The organism is Streptomyces sp. NBC_00078 (assembly GCF_026343335.1).
Taxonomy (GTDB): domain Bacteria; phylum Actinomycetota; class Actinomycetes; order Streptomycetales; family Streptomycetaceae; genus Streptomyces.
The window spans coordinates 6,261,406-6,276,546 of record NZ_JAPELX010000001.1 but is presented as its reverse complement, the minus strand read 5'-3'; the positions used below and the strand labels follow the sequence as shown (position 1 = coordinate 6,276,546).

Sequence of the window (15,141 nt, the reverse complement as noted above, 5' to 3'; positions counted from 1 at the left end):
AGGGACGTACGCGAACTGACCCGCTTCCAGCCACGCCCCCGGCAACTCCGGCAAGGTAAGTGCTCTCCCTGGTCCGGCCGCTGACTCGTCACACCGTGCCTCCTCCCGATCAAGTGGCCTTAGCCACTTACTGGATGGTGGCATTAGCCACTTGCGTCGCGCAAGCCGTTCGCCGAAGTGATGAACCATCAGGTGAGCGGATAACCCTGCTCGAACGCCCAACGCTGCGGCGGGTAGGTGGCTTCAGCGAACTCCAACGGCCGGTCCTGGAGGTCAAAGACGACGTGATGCACGATCAAGACAGCCGATCCCGGTTCAAGCTGGAGGTCTGCCTCCTCCTCGTCCGTCGCCTGCCGGGCACACATGCGATCCTCGGCGTAACTCCCCTGCCGCCCCGTCGTGTTCTCGACGTACATCAGAGTGCCTTCTTGGATCCGTTCCGGCTCCAGCAGCTTGGGCGCCCGCTGCCCTACGTCCGGCGCGAACCACGAAGTGGACAGCGTGATGGGCCCGTCCTGGTTGTTGGTCACACGCCGGCGATGCACGGCCCGACGATCCTTCACCAGACCCAACGCCTCAGCGACATGATCCGGCGCGTCCAGCCACCCGGCCGACGTGATCACCGCGTACTCACCGGGGGTGTAGATCTTCCCGGTCTGCCGGGCCCGCCCGTACAACTCCCTTGCCCGGCGGTTCACTTCGAGGCTCCGCACATACGTGCCCGAGCCCTGCCGCTTCTCGACGAGCCCTTGATGGCTCAGCGCTTCCAGCGACCGCGCCGCCGTCGGCCGGGACACCTTCCAGTCCGCCGCCAACTGCCGCTCCGAGGGAACCTCGTCTCCCGGCCGCAAGTCACCCCGAAGGATCTGATCGCGGATGAAGTGTGCGATCTGAAGATACTTCGGCTGCGCCTCCTCAATCTGAGGCATGTCCCCTCCTCGTCCAAGTGGCTATAGCCTCTAGCCACTATAGGGTGAGTGGTCAAGAGCCGACCCCGTAGTCTTGGGCACATGACGCGGTTGATCGTCGCAGCAGGAGGAGGGGGCGACGCAGTCGCCGCCGCAATGCTTGACGCCGCCCTGTACGGGGACACCGGCGGCCAGGCGGTGATCCTCACGTACGCGTGGGACCGCCTGCTTATCGACCCGCTACCGGGCCCCCGAGGAGCCAACGACTTCACCGGCCTCGAACCGCTCACCCCAGCAGTCTGGAAGGTGCCGGCGGATGCACGCCCGGTCGCACCGGCAGGTTCCACGCTCCCACGACTCGCCGCAGAACTCCGGCACAGGTTCGCGCTGATCGACCCGAGGTACGGCGCCGAGGGAGTCACACACCAAGTCGAAGATCTGGTCTCCCACTTAAAGCCGACCTCGATCGATCTCCTGGACGTCGGCGGCGACGTGTTGGCCCGAGGCGACGAACCGACGCTGAAAAGCCCACTCGCCGACTCTCTGACACTGGCAGCGTGCGGCCAAGTGAACGCACCCATCCGCCTGTTGATCGCAGGCCCCGGCCTGGACGGCGAGCTGTCACACGAGGACCTGCGAGGCGTGCTCGGCCCAGTCGTCCAAACCTTCACGGCGAAGGACGCAGAGCCAATCAGCCCAGTCCTGGAGTGGCACCCCTCAGAGGCAACAGGCATGCTCGCGGCCACAGCCCGAGGGGTCCGCGGTACATGCGAGGTCCGCGACGCCGGACTTCCCATCCCCCTCACCGACGAAAGCCCGACGGTCCACGAGGTCGACCTGGACGAGGCCCTGAGCCGCAACGAGTTGGCCCGCGCCGTCATGTCGACAACCACCCTGGCCCAAGCGGAGGCACTGAGCCGCGAGATCTGTGGCTTCTCCGAAATCGACTACGAGCGCAACAAGGCCCTCTGGCTCAAGGAGCAACAACGGCCGAAGCTCGACGCCGAGTCGGTACTGCCCCAACTCGCCCAGTTCGAGGCAGAGGCCCGAAGCCGCGGAATCACTCACACGACGTTCCGCCACCTCACCGAGGTCCTGAACCTCGACGGCTCACAGCGCGATGACCTGCGCCGACTGCTCATCAACAGCCAACCGGAGCGGTACACAGCCCCACTGTGGCACATCCCAGCCACCACCTGAGTAACAACCTTCTTTACGGGTTCAAGGCGGTTCGCTCCGCTCACCGCGCGCGGCCCGGCCCCCGGCCGGGCCTGCGCTCCTGTCTCCGCCCCGCTCCAGCCCGGCCGGCGTCCGTGCCGCGCTCAAAGCATGCAGCCACCTGATGCCAGAGAAGGGGTACGTCGTGGCTGGGGCGGTCGGCTCCACAGCTTTACGGAGCCACTTTGGCGCGAGCCTCGAAGATCGTGGCCCCAACGTCGTGCTTTACCGGGCAGGTCCGCAGACTGCCCGACGCGCCGGAAGCTTACGGGCCATGATCACTCGCGCCAAAGCCGCTCCGCCGACCTTACCTTTCAGCCGAAGCTCGTATCACTTCTGAATGGTAAGAACTACTTCTTTCCGCATGCGCTGATCGAGCGCCTCTCCGGCAGAGGAAGGTGGAGGCAGGTAGCGACGGTTTGCAGGAAGATCCCTCTCAGAGATGTCCTGAGTTACGAATCCCAACTGCTCAGCGGCGCGCCGAACAACTGATGCATTATCGACAAATGTTCCACGCACCGTGGAATTTCCCACCACCAAAACCGCCAGCGAACTCGGCTTGAGCACTCGATGTAGCTCCGCAACCACACCCTTCATATCTTGAGCATATCGATAAAGGATTCCGAGCGTCCTTTGAGGAAGAGAGTCGAGGTCAGTATCAATAACCAAACCCTCCAAGGCGCCGTCGCTCTTCAACCCTCTCTCAGTCCCAACACTGGCACTACGAATCTCTCGCAGAGCGCTGACGGAATGGCCGAGCCAGACTAGAGCCATTCGATGCCCACGAAGATAGTCAATCGCATTCAAGTAAGGGGGAGAGGTGACAACCAGATCAACTGACCCAGACGGAACGAACGGCATGCTTCGGGCGTCGCCCAAGCGAACAGACGCGTTGTCCGGAAGTTCGACAAGGAGTCGACGCTCTATCTGTACGGCAGCCTTACGAAATCCATCCATGACGTCGAAGTCGTTAGTGGTGCCTACCCTATGAGGCCTACTGTGCGATACGTCGTGCGCAAGCGATGCCCCACGCTTTTTCGTGATTACGATGCGACTAAGCGAAAGTTGCAGAGAAGCCTTGAGATGATCATTGCGCCGCGCAACTAGATATGCAACCTTTCGAAGGTCGCTACGCTGAGGCTCCGCGAACCAGAACTTGATAAACTTCTTGGTTTCTGGGTCATCGTCGATCCACGGGAGATGGATTTCATCGGCGTGCATATTAGCGGCTTCCGAGGTGATTTCATCAGCAGCCTGTGCGAGACCAGTCGCCGAACGGTGATTAGCCCAAACACTCGCCATCAGCACCGCCAACGGGTCCATATCCACACCAATCGCTCGATGCCCAGCGATCAAAGCGGTTCTGAGGACAGTGCCGGAACCGCACATTGGATCAAGGACGACACTGCCTGCAGGCTGACGTTCCAAGGCTCGTAACGCCAGCTCGGGTGCCATGCGGGCAGGAAACGGATGCGGGGCAAGCGTACTCATCGATCACGACTCCGAGGTCTCGTCGGCAACAGCAGGCAGACCTAGGTCGTCTTGTAGGCGCCTGTCAACCTCGTTGATGATACTCTCCGCTGTTTGGGACAAGCGCACATTCCCGCTGGTCTTGTTGACCTCAATCCACCGACTGCCGACTATCGTCTGCACGGCTTGGAGCGCTGCCACGAGACGTTCAGGCTCATACTGCTTCAAACGCGGATCCATGACGCGAACTGCATTGACATTAGGCTCGCTTAGCGTGTCCTCTTTGCACTCCTCCAGCTTTTTCAACAGTTTCCGAAGTGGTACCGGACGCTGCTCCTGGGAGAGCTCTCGCTCAAGATTCTGCAACCATGAGCCCACCTCCGTTACGGTCAACGCTTCCTCAAACAGGGCCCTGATCTGATTCAAGGTAATACCGAATTGATAGTGGAGCTCGACCAGGTGGCGCAGGTGCTCGGTAAGCATTACCGTCATGGGACGGTCCTCACGACCCTGTGCCGTCCGACGGTTTACAGCCGATTCCGGGTCATTCTGTCCGGCGAACTTTTTCCCGATGATGAACCCGAATTGAGCCGACTCGGTATTCTTGAAGTCCCAAAGCGCATCGAAGTGCACCTTATCAACTGAAATGGTTGTACTAGCAGTGGTCTTAGCGTCGTAGACGACACGGAAATCCTCTAGCTGCGTTTCACTCTTCCCGAGACGCGCATCCAGAACGCCATCAGCGCCGCCCTTGTTGCCGCCGCGCCTTTCATACTCAAAACCTAGGACGATGAAAGCTTGGCCGACAGCTTTTTCGAGCGCATCCTTGTCCTGGTCTGCTATTGACAGGTGGCGCAACACCTCTACTGGATCTGGCCCGTAGTCACCCGCGATTTGCCGCAACGCCCTATCGCGCAGCGCGAATACCTCAGCCGTTACCTCAGGAGGAATACCGCCCTCACGTAGAAACGCATCGGTGAGAATTTCTGACGTAGCAAATAGAGTTGCCGGGGTCTGATTTTTCGAGTGAGCGATGATTTTCGCGATGAAGGGATGCTCTTCGTTGATTTTTAGCACGCGGCTGGACGCATCGTACTCGGCGAGGCGGTCGTAGGGCCCCATTTTAGTTAGCTGTACATCAAGGATTGGTTGCTGCATGACCTCCAGACGGAAGCCATCGAACCACTCTGCTCGGCTCTCTTCCTCAACGTGTGTGGGTGCTGAGATATAGTGAGACGGCTGCAATTCTTGAGTGATTGCTTGGCGAACTGCCGAGACCAGCGGGTCACCTAGCACACTTGGCGATGCTCCGTGGAGCAATTGCGCTAGGTCGATTCCGATAAGCTTGTTCTTGTTTTCAGCGCTATAGACAGACCGCGCCTCATTGAACTTCGCTCGGAGATAGTCCCGGAAGAGGTCTATCGCGGGAACATCACGAACACCTTCTCGGGATGAGAGAAGGTGTTCCCTCAGCCCGTCCGCCTCGACATCGAGGGCGAAGCGGGACCAGACTGCATGGTTGAGCGCCTCCAGTCCAAAAAGCTCATCCTCTAGGTTAATTACACGGCCGCGAACACGAATAAAGAACCCGTTGCTGCGACCATACTGCATGGACTTCCCGGCAGCGAGTGGTTTCTCGTATAGCGTGACACTGCCGGTGATCTCACCATTGAGCCCCGGAATTTTGAGACCAGTCGCTGTGACTTCCAGCGAGAGCTTTTCCGCTACTTTGTCACCTGATCCGCCTACTGGGGACTCAAATAGCACCGTAGCGTCCTCTTTAGCGGATCGCAACTCGGCACCATTGAGGAAAATTCGGAAGTCTGACTTCAACGGCAGGCCAGTTCGAAGTACCCAGCTGAGAACACCAGGCTTGAACTTCTCGAATAGCGTTTTGAAGTCACTCAGAGCTGCCGCAGTCCAACTCTCGGCAGGCTTATCACCAAACAGAAGGGACCATGCGGCGGGATCCTTGGACTCAATCTCTGCGAGAAGATCTCGCGCATCGTCTTCTTCAACTTGGTGAAGCTCGATTGCTACCGGAGGGGCCGAAGGATCATTTTGCCGCCGCCCTTCTACCTTCCGGAAGTCCATAGAGGCGTAGAAGTATCGGCCGTCTCTTTTGCTGATATGGGTCAGTCGCCGAGCAAGAACATAGGCAGCCAGCTTGCCAATTCCGAACTGCCCGATCGGCGCCCGCCCACGCACAGTTTCTCCGGCAGCCTTAGTGGACTCGGCAACCCGCCACAAACGCTGAAACCCGTCGGCGTCCATGCCGCATCCATCGTCCAGAACCCATAACGAATCGGAGCCGGCAGGATCCTCAGCAAGAGACCTAGGCGTAACAACGTGTACGTTGTACGCTCCAGCATCGAATCCGTTGGAGACCAGCTCTTCAATTGCCTTATGAGGGCTCTGGTAGAGCCCCTCCGAGAAAAGTCGGATTATCTCAAAACTGATCTCTACGGGGATCTCTTGGGCCGAGCTGCCATCATCCGACGAGAGCTTGTCAGCGAGCCCGTGCGCAGTTCCCGTTGAGTCAGTCGTCATGTTCCCCACCCCAGTTGACGGTCTATCAGGCGAAGATCGTAACTACTGTGCAGCTCCCCGTCACTACCCTGCCGCGCTCAGTGACCTGAAGAGTAGCGTCTCGAGTTGTAGCGAAGGAAGTAATGCCGTACTTCATCCCTTTTGTGAGGCTACCAGTTGCGAATGAACCTTCGTTGCATTTCAGCCACATGGCGTCGATTACCAGCCAGTGACCATTGGTAGTAGACCGTAGCGATGCCAGGAAGGTCAGGATTCTTTGGTACGGCCGTTCTTGCCTGGCTTCACGTGCCAGCATCTTCTAAGCCCTTGGCCGGGTGAGTGTCTAACTGCGAGACAACGTCAGTGGACAACGGCGAACACCGCGAACGCCTGCGAACCATCAGCACAGGTGAAAGGCACACCAGCCCAAGGCAGCGCCCCCACCCAAGTTACTTCGGGACGAAGAGGTCATCGCCCAAGGCATCATCACCACGCTTCCGCCGGCACGGCTGCTCTGACGGACGTCACAGGACAGCGTGGCTGAGACCCGGTGGTGGGTGCCCTGGCACACGCGCGCCTGATCGGCGGCCCACCCGCTATCCTGGCTGACGGTCGTCGGCTGGGGCTCAGACGCTAAGGCAGAGTCTCCGCCCAGGGGGCCTTGAGGCGAGGGCGCAAGTCGTGCCATTCGCGTGCCAGATCCTGCGGGGACTCACGGGGAACAGTGGGGACTTGGCTACGGATCTCCCCGAGGCTGGATCACGCTCCGCCCCAGGCCAATACCGCAACTGGCTCTAGAAAACCCAAGCTTCCCAAGCCGGGCGTGCTCAAGTACGGCCGTCTTGCACCGTCGCTTGGGCTGACGTGCAACTAGCCAGCGGGCACAAACTCCCGTAGGTCGCCGTGCTCGTTGAGCCGCCACCGGACGCCAGCATTGTCTGTGAAGAGAAGGGCCGGACGGTGGCGGTCGACCTCTTCAAACAACGGGCCCGAAGTGAAGAGGTAGATACGCCCAGCCCCGACCAGCGGAACGGGCACGTTCAGGCGTGGCCCGTCCGTGACTACGGTCAAGCCCCTACGAATCAGGTCGGTCTCTACGGCCGCTGAGGCCTCATGCGCCTCCTGTTCCCCGAATCGGACCGTGACCTCGTGAATGGGTTCGATGCTCAGGTTGCGTACCTCGATCCTGAAGGTGTCGGGGATGGGTTCACCATTCGCGTCTCCCGGGACTCCACTTCGTGCCCACAGTTGCACGGTCATCCCTACTTGCCGAGCCTGAGCAATCTTGCGGTCCTGAGCAGCAGCCCACAGCTCGGCCCGTTCTAGTGCCAGCGTGGCCGACTGCTCCGCAATGAACTGACGCTGCTCGTCGATCTGGTCGCGCTGGCTCTTGAGCGTCCAGATCGTGGCCCCCGCCGCAATGGCGGCGAAGGAAGAACCCACCCACGTAGCGAGATCGCCAGCATCCACGAAGTCTCCTCAGCCATAGTTCCACTGGATCATCCCTCACTCTGAGCCTCAGATGTGACACACCTCAAAACGATCAAAGTCGCCAGGACATGCGGCCTAGGCAGTCGCACCCGGGCAACGAGGATCGTCGGGGACAGCTGTACAGCAGCCGGGTACTACAACGACAGCAACAGGCCCCACCATGCCCATGCACTGACACTCGGTTCTCACTACTCGCGCCACGAAGAAGGCCCGGTCAGAGGCCTGGGTCCGTTTGCTTGGCGCCCAGCGGCGTGGCTGCATGGACCCGTTTCACTGTGCTCAAGGACACCACCGCCCGTACCGGCCGACTCTTGTGCTCGGACGATTTCGGGACGTACGGTCGCATAGCCGCCCCGAACAGGCGGTGACGCCGCCCGTCGGGGGATGGCGTCTTCTACGTCCTATCGGCGGACACTATGGCTCTCAGTAAGCTCGCGCGCGACTTCGCCCGCGAGATCAACAATCACGACTGGCAGGACGCGCCCTACCGGCGTGACCGCGCAGGCCACAACCGCGCCAGCGACAACAACCACGACGACCGCGAACTCACCGGCAAAGAAACGGACGCCGTCCGCACCAACGTCATGTGGGTGACCGCACAAGTCCTGGGCTACCACGACCCCAACTTCGACGTCTACGAGTTCGCCGAAGCCTGCGGCGTCGATACTCGTACGCGCCGGGGTGACCGGGATGGCAGCATCCGGGCCGGCGTGCGTGAGCGGTACGGACGCTACATGCGCCCCGGCACGTGGGAACTCGACGCTGAGTTCGTCACCACCGAGACAAGCGACTTCTACCACTCCGGCACCGACTGCACCCTGTTCCAGAGGGGATACCGCGGCGGGGAACTGCTTACCTTCCCGCTCGATGGCCACATGCCCACCAGGTGGAGGCCGTGCGCCAACTGCGTTCCGGAGCACCAGAACTAAGCAGGCGTTCCGCGCGCGTGAGCCCCCTCCGTGGCAGGTATGGAGCTCACGTGCGGGGGGCTAGTAGGCGAACTCGACGCGGAGGACAAGGAAGCGGCCCAGGCCTCAAAGCGGTGCTCAGCCAGCCGTGGCCTATTCGTGGACTCGTCCCGCTTAATCTGCCGCGTGCATGGCCGCGACCTGCTGCGTTGCCCAGTTTCCAAGCGGCCTCCGGAGCCGTGTGCGCAGGTTCGAATCCTGCCGGGGGCACTCGCCGGTCAGACACCGAAAATTAAGCTCTGACCAGGGCGAATGCCGACATGAGAGAGCGGGAGTCAGTCTCACTGACTCCCGCTCTTTCTCATTGCTGCGCACTGAGAGCGTTGTGGCCAATCGGATTGCGTTCGAGCGGTAGCCGGGGGCGGTTCGGGCGCTCGTGCGGTGCGGGTGGCGGGCATGAAAGAACGGGCCCCTCGGTAGGGACACGGTTGAGTCGACCAAGTCCTCCGAGGAGACCCGTTGCCCGCCCAGTGGACCACTGCCGTGCCCGAGACGTCCAACCCCATCACCCTGGAATGCGACTGCTACGTCCACCAGTTCGGGGCGATCGCTCCAAGGCGGCGGGAGTCGTACTACGAGACCGACATGAGCGACGCGGAATGGGCTTTGGTCCGGGCGTCGATGCCGATGCCGGCCTGGATGGAGTCCAGGGGCGGCCGTCCGGAGGCGCATTGCCACCGCGACATGATCGACGCGGTGCGCTACGTGGTCGACAACGGCGCGAAGTGGTGTGCCGTGCCACGGGATTTCCCCTGGTGGCGGGCGGTGTACGACTTCTTCCGCCGCTGGCGTGCGCACGGATACGTCCGGGAGTTGTACCAGCGGCTGCGCCGCGCCGACCGGGTGGCGAGGGGCCGCAGCGCGGAGCCGACCGCCGGGATCATCGATGCGCAGTCCGTCGACGGCGCGGACACGGTCGTGATGTCACGCGGCTTCGACGGGAACAAGAAGCGCGACGGCCGCAAGCGCTCGATCCTCACCGATACCTGCGGTGACCTGCTGGAAGTCATCGTGACCCCGGCCGACGTCCACGACTCCAAGCCCGCGCCCGCGCTCCTGGACCGCTACATGGACGAGCCCGGACGGCTGCTGAAAATCGTCTGGGCCGACAGCGCCTACCAAGGGCAGCCCCTGGCCGATGCCTTCGCCCGGCACGGCGTGAGGGTCGAGGTCGTTCAACGCCCGGACGGGACACGCGGCTTCACCGTCCTGGCCCGCCGCTGGGTCGTGGAACGCACCCTGGGTCAGCTCTCGCGGGCCCGGCGTCTCAACCGCGACCACGAACGCCGCCCGGACCATCACGAGCAGATGGTCTGGTGGGCCGGCCTGATCACCCTCACCCGCCGGATCGCCGGCGAGCGCCGGCACTGGCCCGATCGCCGGCCGGGCCGCCGCCCGGGCCCGCAGCCGGCCTGAACAGGCCCCTCTCCCGCTCCAGCCAGCCCTTCGCATGCAGGGCATAGGCGCGATGGCGCACCCGTTCCACCGCGAGTTTTTCCCGTCCCAGCCCCAGGGTGTCCGCGACCGTGGCCACGTCCACCAGGCCGTCGGCGGCCACGACCGTCTCGAAAATCTGCCGGTACATGCCGCACAACGACCGTCCTTCCAGGCCCACGTGCCACTGCGACGGCCGCTCGTCATAGCCCTCACGCCCCCTGCGCGAGGGCACCTTGGCCTCGCTGTCCGGCTCCTGCGGCACATCGGCAACCGCCCCGGCATCGGTGGCCGCCTGCGCACCCGTCGCGGCAAGCTCGTCCATCAGCTCCTCCCGCCCGATCCGGGCGAACTCCCACCGCTGACGGGCCTCGGCGGCCTGTTCCTCGGCCTCGCGCAGCCGCGCCTCCGCCCCGTCCAGCACTTCACGAGCCCGCACTTCACGCCGTTCCATCAACGCGATCACCGACGGCACCGACCACCTCCAGGACGAGGAAACCACCCGCCCCGGTGCTGCCCGGGCCCACCGACGAGAACACGTCGATCATGGAAAAACCGCAGCTCTTCGAGCTACGGTTCGGTTGGCCACAACGCTCTGATTGTGTGTGAGGAGCGTGTGGATCACACCGCGGCGTTTCTGATGATCGTCCGAGCGTGGTGATAGAACCGTGCTCTGCTGCTATCCAAGCCGCCTGCGCCGGGCAGGCTGGTGTCGTTCGTGATGGCGTCTGCAGAGTCGGCAGCCCAGTACCCGTACTCCTCGAAGACCTGGTTGGCATACTCCCGGAGGTCAGCGTCTGGCATGACCTCGATCACGGGGAGCGCATCGTCATGATGCTTGCGCACAAGCGTTGTGCACTCGTCATACAGCTCAGCTGCGTCGACGTTGACTGCCTGAGCAGCAGCCCCGGCTTTATCGCGGAAGTCCTGGAGCATCTTGGAGATGACCGTCGCCGTCGCGATCACCTGGTCTCTCACTCGCTGCTCCTCGACAAGCTTTGACTCGTGGCGTCGCTTGGAATCTTCCTGCTTGTCAGCGTGGTCTTGCCTTGCCTTCTCCGTGCGGCTTGTGTAGTGGTGAGCCGTCCATGCAGCTAGAAACGAGCTGATCAGGACAGCCCCAGCAGATATCAGTGCCGTGACCCACTGGCTGTCTTGGACGACGGTTGTCGTCACCCCGCCAACCTTTGTCGTTGTGGTCTTTGTGGCACAGCCAGCCAGCAGAGTCACAAGGATGAAGGGCGCTACACGCCTTCCATACGTTCGCATGATCGGTGACTGTAGCGCCCCTGACGGGTAGTCACTGAGGGTCGATGTCCCACCCCATGGTCTTTTCGATCTTCTTGTTGTTCTCCTCTTCACTGTCGTCGATGACGCCCGCGTAGCGGCGGTGGATGACTTCCGGTGAGTTGCCCGCACGGCGGGCCACCTCGGCTACCGGAAGGCCGGCGCGGAGCCAGTTCGTGATGCAGGTAGCCCGAAGGTGGTATGGCTTGCGCGCCAAGGGTGAGTCCACCTTGTCCGGGGGGAGTGCCAGGGGTCGGGCTTCCTGCCACACCCGCCAGTAGCTGGACGTGCCGAGCAAGTCCCCTCGCTCATTCGGGAAGAGCCGCCCGTCCTTGGCTGTGCCGAATTCCTTCAGGTGTGCCCGGAGCATCGCCACGAGCACGGGCGGAATCGGTACCGGCCGGTCTGTGCCAGGCTCCCGTGATTTCAGTCCCCGTTTGTCGTGACGATCTCCTGAGTCGGTCCAACTCTTGCCCGAGATGGGACGCGTCTCACGGAGAGTCAGAGTTCCCCATCCCTTTTCGGGAAGATGGCAGTCAGCCAGCCGAAGCCCGACCACTTCCGCCGGACGCATCGCGGCGTACAGGATGCAGCCGAAGAATGCGACCAGGCGACGCCCCCTGTTGCGGTGAACGGAGCCGACATATGAGACAGCCATGAGGAGTTGCCTCCCTTGTGTCTCGTTGACCAGAACCCTGCGGTCTACTCTGTCGCTTCCCTGAGAGGTAGGCCGCTTCAATCCCGCGAGCGGATTTTCGTCAAGGTACCCCTCCTGAATCGCGTACTCCATTGCCGTGTTGAAACCGCGACGGCGACGCCTGTACGTATCCGTTGCCGCGGGTTTGTCGTCCAGCCTGAACGACAGCCGATAGTGCACGTCTCGAACGACCTTGGAGTCCGCAAGAGCCGACAGCGGGAGGGCATGAGCTGCGAGCCATGCGCAGGCCTTCTCCAAGTCCGGCGGGGGCTCTTCGTCCTTGTGATTGGGTACGACCGCCCACCGCACGGCACGCCGCACGTCTTCCAAATCCGGCGCCCCCGGGCTCTCCCCCATCATGCCGAGAGCTGCGGTAGCGAGGCTGTCCGCCAGGCCCTCACGGGTCTTTGCTGCGGCAGTTCGCCAACGAACTCCCATGTACTCACGGGCAAAATCCCACCACGACGGGTCCGGCCGGGTGTTCGCCTTTGCCTTCTCTGCCGCTGTTCGGAGTTCAGATTCGGGAAGCCCCGTTTCCACATCGAAAGCCTCGCCCTTACGCATGGCGTGCCACAGCTCAGATCGGCGGCTCTCGGCAAGAGTCGACGTCGCGAAAGTCGCGTGACACACCTTCCCGGCAACTTTCCAGCGGAGTTGGTAAGGCGCCGACTTGCTGGAAATCTTGCTGACTTTCCAGACCCGGACGTCGGTAGAGAGCGTGGGCTCTTCGGGCGCGGCCGGGCGCTCGCCCTCACGAGCGCCCGGATTTGCACTGGTCTTGCGATGGTTCACGCGGCTTCCTCCAGAGCAGCAATCCAGCGCTCCAATTCCGAACGACGAATGCGCACGGACCCGTTCGGGAGCTTGATGGCTTTCGGCCCCTTCCTCGTTTGCCGCCAGCGGTAGAAGGTCGACAGAGGTACGCCGATTTCCTCAATGACCTGAGAGATCGTGAGCATCTCGTCACGCGCCACGGTCAGTTCCCTCCGAGTTCTCGTCAGCAGAACGGGAGTCGGACAGCCGGGACAGTCCCGATTCCAGCGGTCCCACCTGTCCCCGCAGGTCAGGGGGGGTACTGGGACAGTCGGACAGCTGGGACACCCCCGGCGTGCCCTCTGTTCGGGTCTCGGTGTCCGGGTAGTAGCGACCGGCGCCGTCCTTCGTGAGCTGTCCGTCCGCGGCCATGCGGGAGCAGGTGCGGCGGACGTTCTCGGCATCCAGCTGCGGCAGCGCAGCGACGATGTCCTTCGGTCGGGCGCCAGGGTGGGCGCGGACGTGCCGGAGGATGGCCGCGCGGGTGTCGCCGATGGTGTGGTCGGTCACCGGGCCATCGAGCATCTGCCAGGCACCGGAGGCGGCTTGGAACTGAAGCGCGTACTCGGCTTCGTCGACGTCGCGTCCGGTGACGTGCAGGATGCCGTCCGCCTGCCCGCGGGCCCGCTTCAGTACGAGCGTGGCGTCTGCGGCTCCGGCGATGCCGTTGGTGCCAGACACCTCGGTCAGGAAGTCCTCCGAGGCCATCTTGCGGACGTGGTGGACGAGCACCACGGCGATGCCGTAGTGATCGGCGATCCGCTTGGCGTAGGTGACGGCGACATAGTCCGCGTCGTACGCGGACACGCCCTGCGGAGCGGGACCGCGCATCTTGGCGAACACGTCAACGACGACCATGCGTGCGTCCGGGTTGCGCTCCAACCATCCGGCGATGGCCTCGCTGCCACCCTGAGGGAATGGCGGGCATTCGGTGACCAGCGTCAGCCCGGCCGGAGCCGCCTGCCCTCCCAGAAGCTTGCCCATGCGGGTCTGGAGACGGCGCGGGGTGTCCTCCAAGGCGAGGTAGAGCACCGGGCCGACCTTCACCGGCACGGAGTCAAACGCGTGTCCCCCGGCTGCCACCGCAAGGGCAAGTCCGAGGGACAGCCACGACTTGCCCACCTTGGGCGGACCGGCGAGCAGGGTCACACCCTCGGCGAGGATGCCGGGCACGGCCCATTTCGGCTCCGGGAAGTCCGCGGCCATGAGCTGATCCGCGGTCCACGCCGTGCGGGGGCGTTCCCGCTTCGGCGGTGCTTCAGGGGCCGTCTCGGGGTCGGTGGGCACGGAGTAGAGGTGCAGTGGGGGGATGGGGCTACGGCCCTTGTCGTGCTCGTCTGAGGGTGGGGGAACGGGATTGCTGTTCATGCCGCGACCGTCCGGGGGCGATTGGCTCCGGCCCGCAGGCCAGAGGCGATGGTGCGCCGTGCCTCGCGCTCGCCCTGGCCGACGCTCAGCGCCGCCTCGACAAGCTTCTCGGTCACCTCGTACGCGTCCAGCTCTCCCCCGGCGACCAACTGCCCCAGGGCGACGGAGGCGATGTAGAGCGCGTTGTTGTGCTCGTGATCGCCGGAGTTGGCGACGCGCGCCAACTCGCCCTTGAGCGCGGCGTTCAGGAACTTGCCGCGCCGGTCGCGGGTGGTCAGCGGGACCGTGACCGGTCGCTGCGGGGGCAGTGGCGCCGGGCGCAGGAGAGCGGTCAGCCAGTCCGGCAGAGGAGCCACGGGCGCGTCATGGACGGTCGTGTACCGGTGGCCGTTGACGACGCTGCCCGCGCCAACCACGTAGCCGCCTGCCGCGCGGGTGTCGACCTTCCAGCCCAGCCCGCGGGCGCTGTCCCCGGCGGTGTTGCGCAGGGGCTCGCCCTCAGGGGCGGTGAAGTACAGGTGTGTGCCGCCGCTCCATGTGCGGACCGTGTACGTGTCGGCGGGGAAGGGCTGGCCGTGGCGCTTACAGAGCACGGCGAGCACGTCGGCGCCGTCGGTGACGCCGTGCGCCGCCCATTCGGCCGGCGGCGTGTCGTCCGGGCCCTTGGGAGTGTCGAGGTCGATGACGACCAGGCCGGAGGGGCCGGTTGCGATGCCGAGGTTGTAGGGGGCGTGCGTCCAGCATCGCGTGATGCGCTCGCGGTCGACGGTGGCGCGGGTCTCCCAGTCGCGGACGGCGGGGCGCTTGTCACCGGGAATGAGGGGGAAGCCGTGCCAGCCCCGCGACGCAGCGTCAAACGCTGAGGTCTGCTGGTCGAAGGGGTGCAGTTGCGTCATGCTGGTAGCTCTCCTGTTCTTTGGAGGGACACGGAGAACCGGGGTGGGTGCAGGCTTTGGCG

Annotated in this window: 13 protein-coding genes and 1 tRNA gene; 4 read left to right on the top strand and 10 right to left on the bottom strand. The window is 63.4% G+C overall.

What is annotated here, in order from left to right:
- Window positions 1-188 precede the first annotated feature (188 nt).
- Window positions 189-929 carry a GntR family transcriptional regulator gene (locus OOK07_RS29680; RefSeq protein WP_266799504.1) on the bottom strand — a complete coding sequence of 247 codons (741 nt, stop codon included), beginning with the start codon at window positions 927-929 and terminating at the stop codon, window positions 189-191.
- 81 nt (window positions 930-1,010) lie between these two features.
- Here OOK07_RS29680 and OOK07_RS29675 point away from each other — a divergent pair, with 81 nt between their 5' ends.
- Window positions 1,011-2,108, top strand: coding sequence for a DUF1152 domain-containing protein (locus tag OOK07_RS29675; protein WP_266799503.1), 1,098 nt, complete (start codon window positions 1,011-1,013; stop codon window positions 2,106-2,108).
- Between the two features lie 348 nt (window positions 2,109-2,456).
- Here the strand turns inward: OOK07_RS29675 and OOK07_RS29670 are convergent, their stop codons facing one another.
- The 3 genes from OOK07_RS29670 to OOK07_RS29660 all read right to left on the bottom strand — a co-directional run bounded on the left by OOK07_RS29670 (window position 2,457) and on the right by OOK07_RS29660 (window position 7,595).
- Window positions 2,457-3,581, bottom strand: a complete 1,125-nt coding sequence (locus tag OOK07_RS29670; protein WP_266799501.1) for a class I SAM-dependent methyltransferase — start codon at window positions 3,579-3,581, stop codon at window positions 2,457-2,459.
- A gap of 39 nt (window positions 3,582-3,620) precedes the next feature.
- A complete protein-coding gene (locus tag OOK07_RS29665) occupies window positions 3,621-6,146 on the bottom strand; it encodes an ATP-binding protein (RefSeq protein ID WP_266799499.1) in 2,526 nt (841 codons plus the stop codon).
- Between the two features lie 849 nt (window positions 6,147-6,995).
- The gene (locus OOK07_RS29660; protein ID WP_266799497.1) at window positions 6,996-7,595 is read right to left on the bottom strand and encodes a hypothetical protein; all 600 of its coding nucleotides are present in this window, start codon (window positions 7,593-7,595) and stop codon (window positions 6,996-6,998) included.
- A 437-nt stretch (window positions 7,596-8,032) separates the two neighbouring features.
- On the opposite strand from OOK07_RS29660, the gene OOK07_RS29655 reads away from it, so the two are divergent.
- The 3 genes from OOK07_RS29655 (at window position 8,033) to OOK07_RS29645 (ending at window position 10,000) form a co-directional block, all read left to right on the top strand.
- Window positions 8,033-8,545, top strand: a complete 513-nt coding sequence (locus OOK07_RS29655; RefSeq protein ID WP_266799495.1) for a hypothetical protein — start codon at window positions 8,033-8,035, stop codon at window positions 8,543-8,545.
- A gap of 190 nt (window positions 8,546-8,735) precedes the next feature.
- A tRNA-Ser gene (locus tag OOK07_RS29650) sits at window positions 8,736-8,794 on the top strand.
- A 249-nt stretch (window positions 8,795-9,043) separates the two neighbouring features.
- Complete coding sequence (locus tag OOK07_RS29645) at window positions 9,044-10,000, top strand: IS5 family transposase (RefSeq protein ID WP_266675692.1); 957 nt, start codon at window positions 9,044-9,046, stop codon at window positions 9,998-10,000.
- Here the strand turns inward: OOK07_RS29645 and OOK07_RS29640 are convergent.
- From OOK07_RS29640 to OOK07_RS29615, 6 genes are all read right to left on the bottom strand, one after another.
- On the bottom strand, window positions 9,921-10,493 hold the full coding sequence (locus OOK07_RS29640; RefSeq protein WP_266675690.1) for a hypothetical protein: 573 nt from the start codon (window positions 10,491-10,493) through the stop codon (window positions 9,921-9,923). The two genes, OOK07_RS29645 and OOK07_RS29640, sit on opposite strands and share 80 nt — an antisense overlap.
- A 146-nt stretch (window positions 10,494-10,639) precedes the next feature.
- Window positions 10,640-11,287, bottom strand: a complete 648-nt coding sequence (locus OOK07_RS29635; RefSeq protein WP_266799493.1) for a hypothetical protein — start codon at window positions 11,285-11,287, stop codon at window positions 10,640-10,642.
- 31 nt (window positions 11,288-11,318) lie between these two features.
- Window positions 11,319-12,794 (bottom strand): tyrosine-type recombinase/integrase, encoded by a 1,476-nt coding sequence (locus OOK07_RS29630; protein ID WP_266799492.1) that lies wholly within the window; start codon window positions 12,792-12,794, stop codon window positions 11,319-11,321.
- A complete protein-coding gene (locus OOK07_RS29625; RefSeq protein ID WP_164192116.1) occupies window positions 12,791-12,982 on the bottom strand; it encodes a helix-turn-helix transcriptional regulator in 192 nt (63 codons plus the stop codon). Before OOK07_RS29625 ends, OOK07_RS29630 begins: the two co-directional genes overlap by 4 nt.
- Window positions 12,966-14,183, bottom strand: coding sequence for an AAA family ATPase (locus tag OOK07_RS29620; protein ID WP_266799490.1), 1,218 nt, complete (start codon window positions 14,181-14,183; stop codon window positions 12,966-12,968). The genes OOK07_RS29625 and OOK07_RS29620 overlap by 17 nt, the downstream gene beginning before the upstream one ends.
- The gene (locus OOK07_RS29615) at window positions 14,180-15,079 is read right to left on the bottom strand and encodes a bifunctional DNA primase/polymerase (RefSeq protein ID WP_266799489.1); all 900 of its coding nucleotides are present in this window, start codon (window positions 15,077-15,079) and stop codon (window positions 14,180-14,182) included. The genes OOK07_RS29620 and OOK07_RS29615 overlap by 4 nt, the downstream gene beginning before the upstream one ends.
- Window positions 15,080-15,141 lie beyond the last annotated feature (62 nt).

Coding starts and splice junctions, on each gene's coding strand:
- OOK07_RS29680 (WP_266799504.1), bottom strand. CDS start 929: ATGCCTCAGATTGAGGAGGCGCAGCCGAAGTATCTTCAGATCGCACAC.
- OOK07_RS29675 (WP_266799503.1), top strand. CDS start 1,011: ATGACGCGGTTGATCGTCGCAGCAGGAGGAGGGGGCGACGCAGTCGCC.
- OOK07_RS29670 (WP_266799501.1), bottom strand. CDS start 3,581: ATGGCACCCGAGCTGGCGTTACGAGCCTTGGAACGTCAGCCTGCAGGC.
- OOK07_RS29665 (WP_266799499.1), bottom strand. CDS start 6,146: ATGACGACTGACTCAACGGGAACTGCGCACGGGCTCGCTGACAAGCTC.
- OOK07_RS29655 (WP_266799495.1), top strand. CDS start 8,033: ATGGCTCTCAGTAAGCTCGCGCGCGACTTCGCCCGCGAGATCAACAAT.
- OOK07_RS29635 (WP_266799493.1), bottom strand. CDS start 11,287: ATGCGAACGTATGGAAGGCGTGTAGCGCCCTTCATCCTTGTGACTCTG.
- OOK07_RS29620 (WP_266799490.1), bottom strand. CDS start 14,183: ATGAACAGCAATCCCGTTCCCCCACCCTCAGACGAGCACGACAAGGGC.
- OOK07_RS29615 (WP_266799489.1), bottom strand. CDS start 15,079: ATGACGCAACTGCACCCCTTCGACCAGCAGACCTCAGCGTTTGACGCT.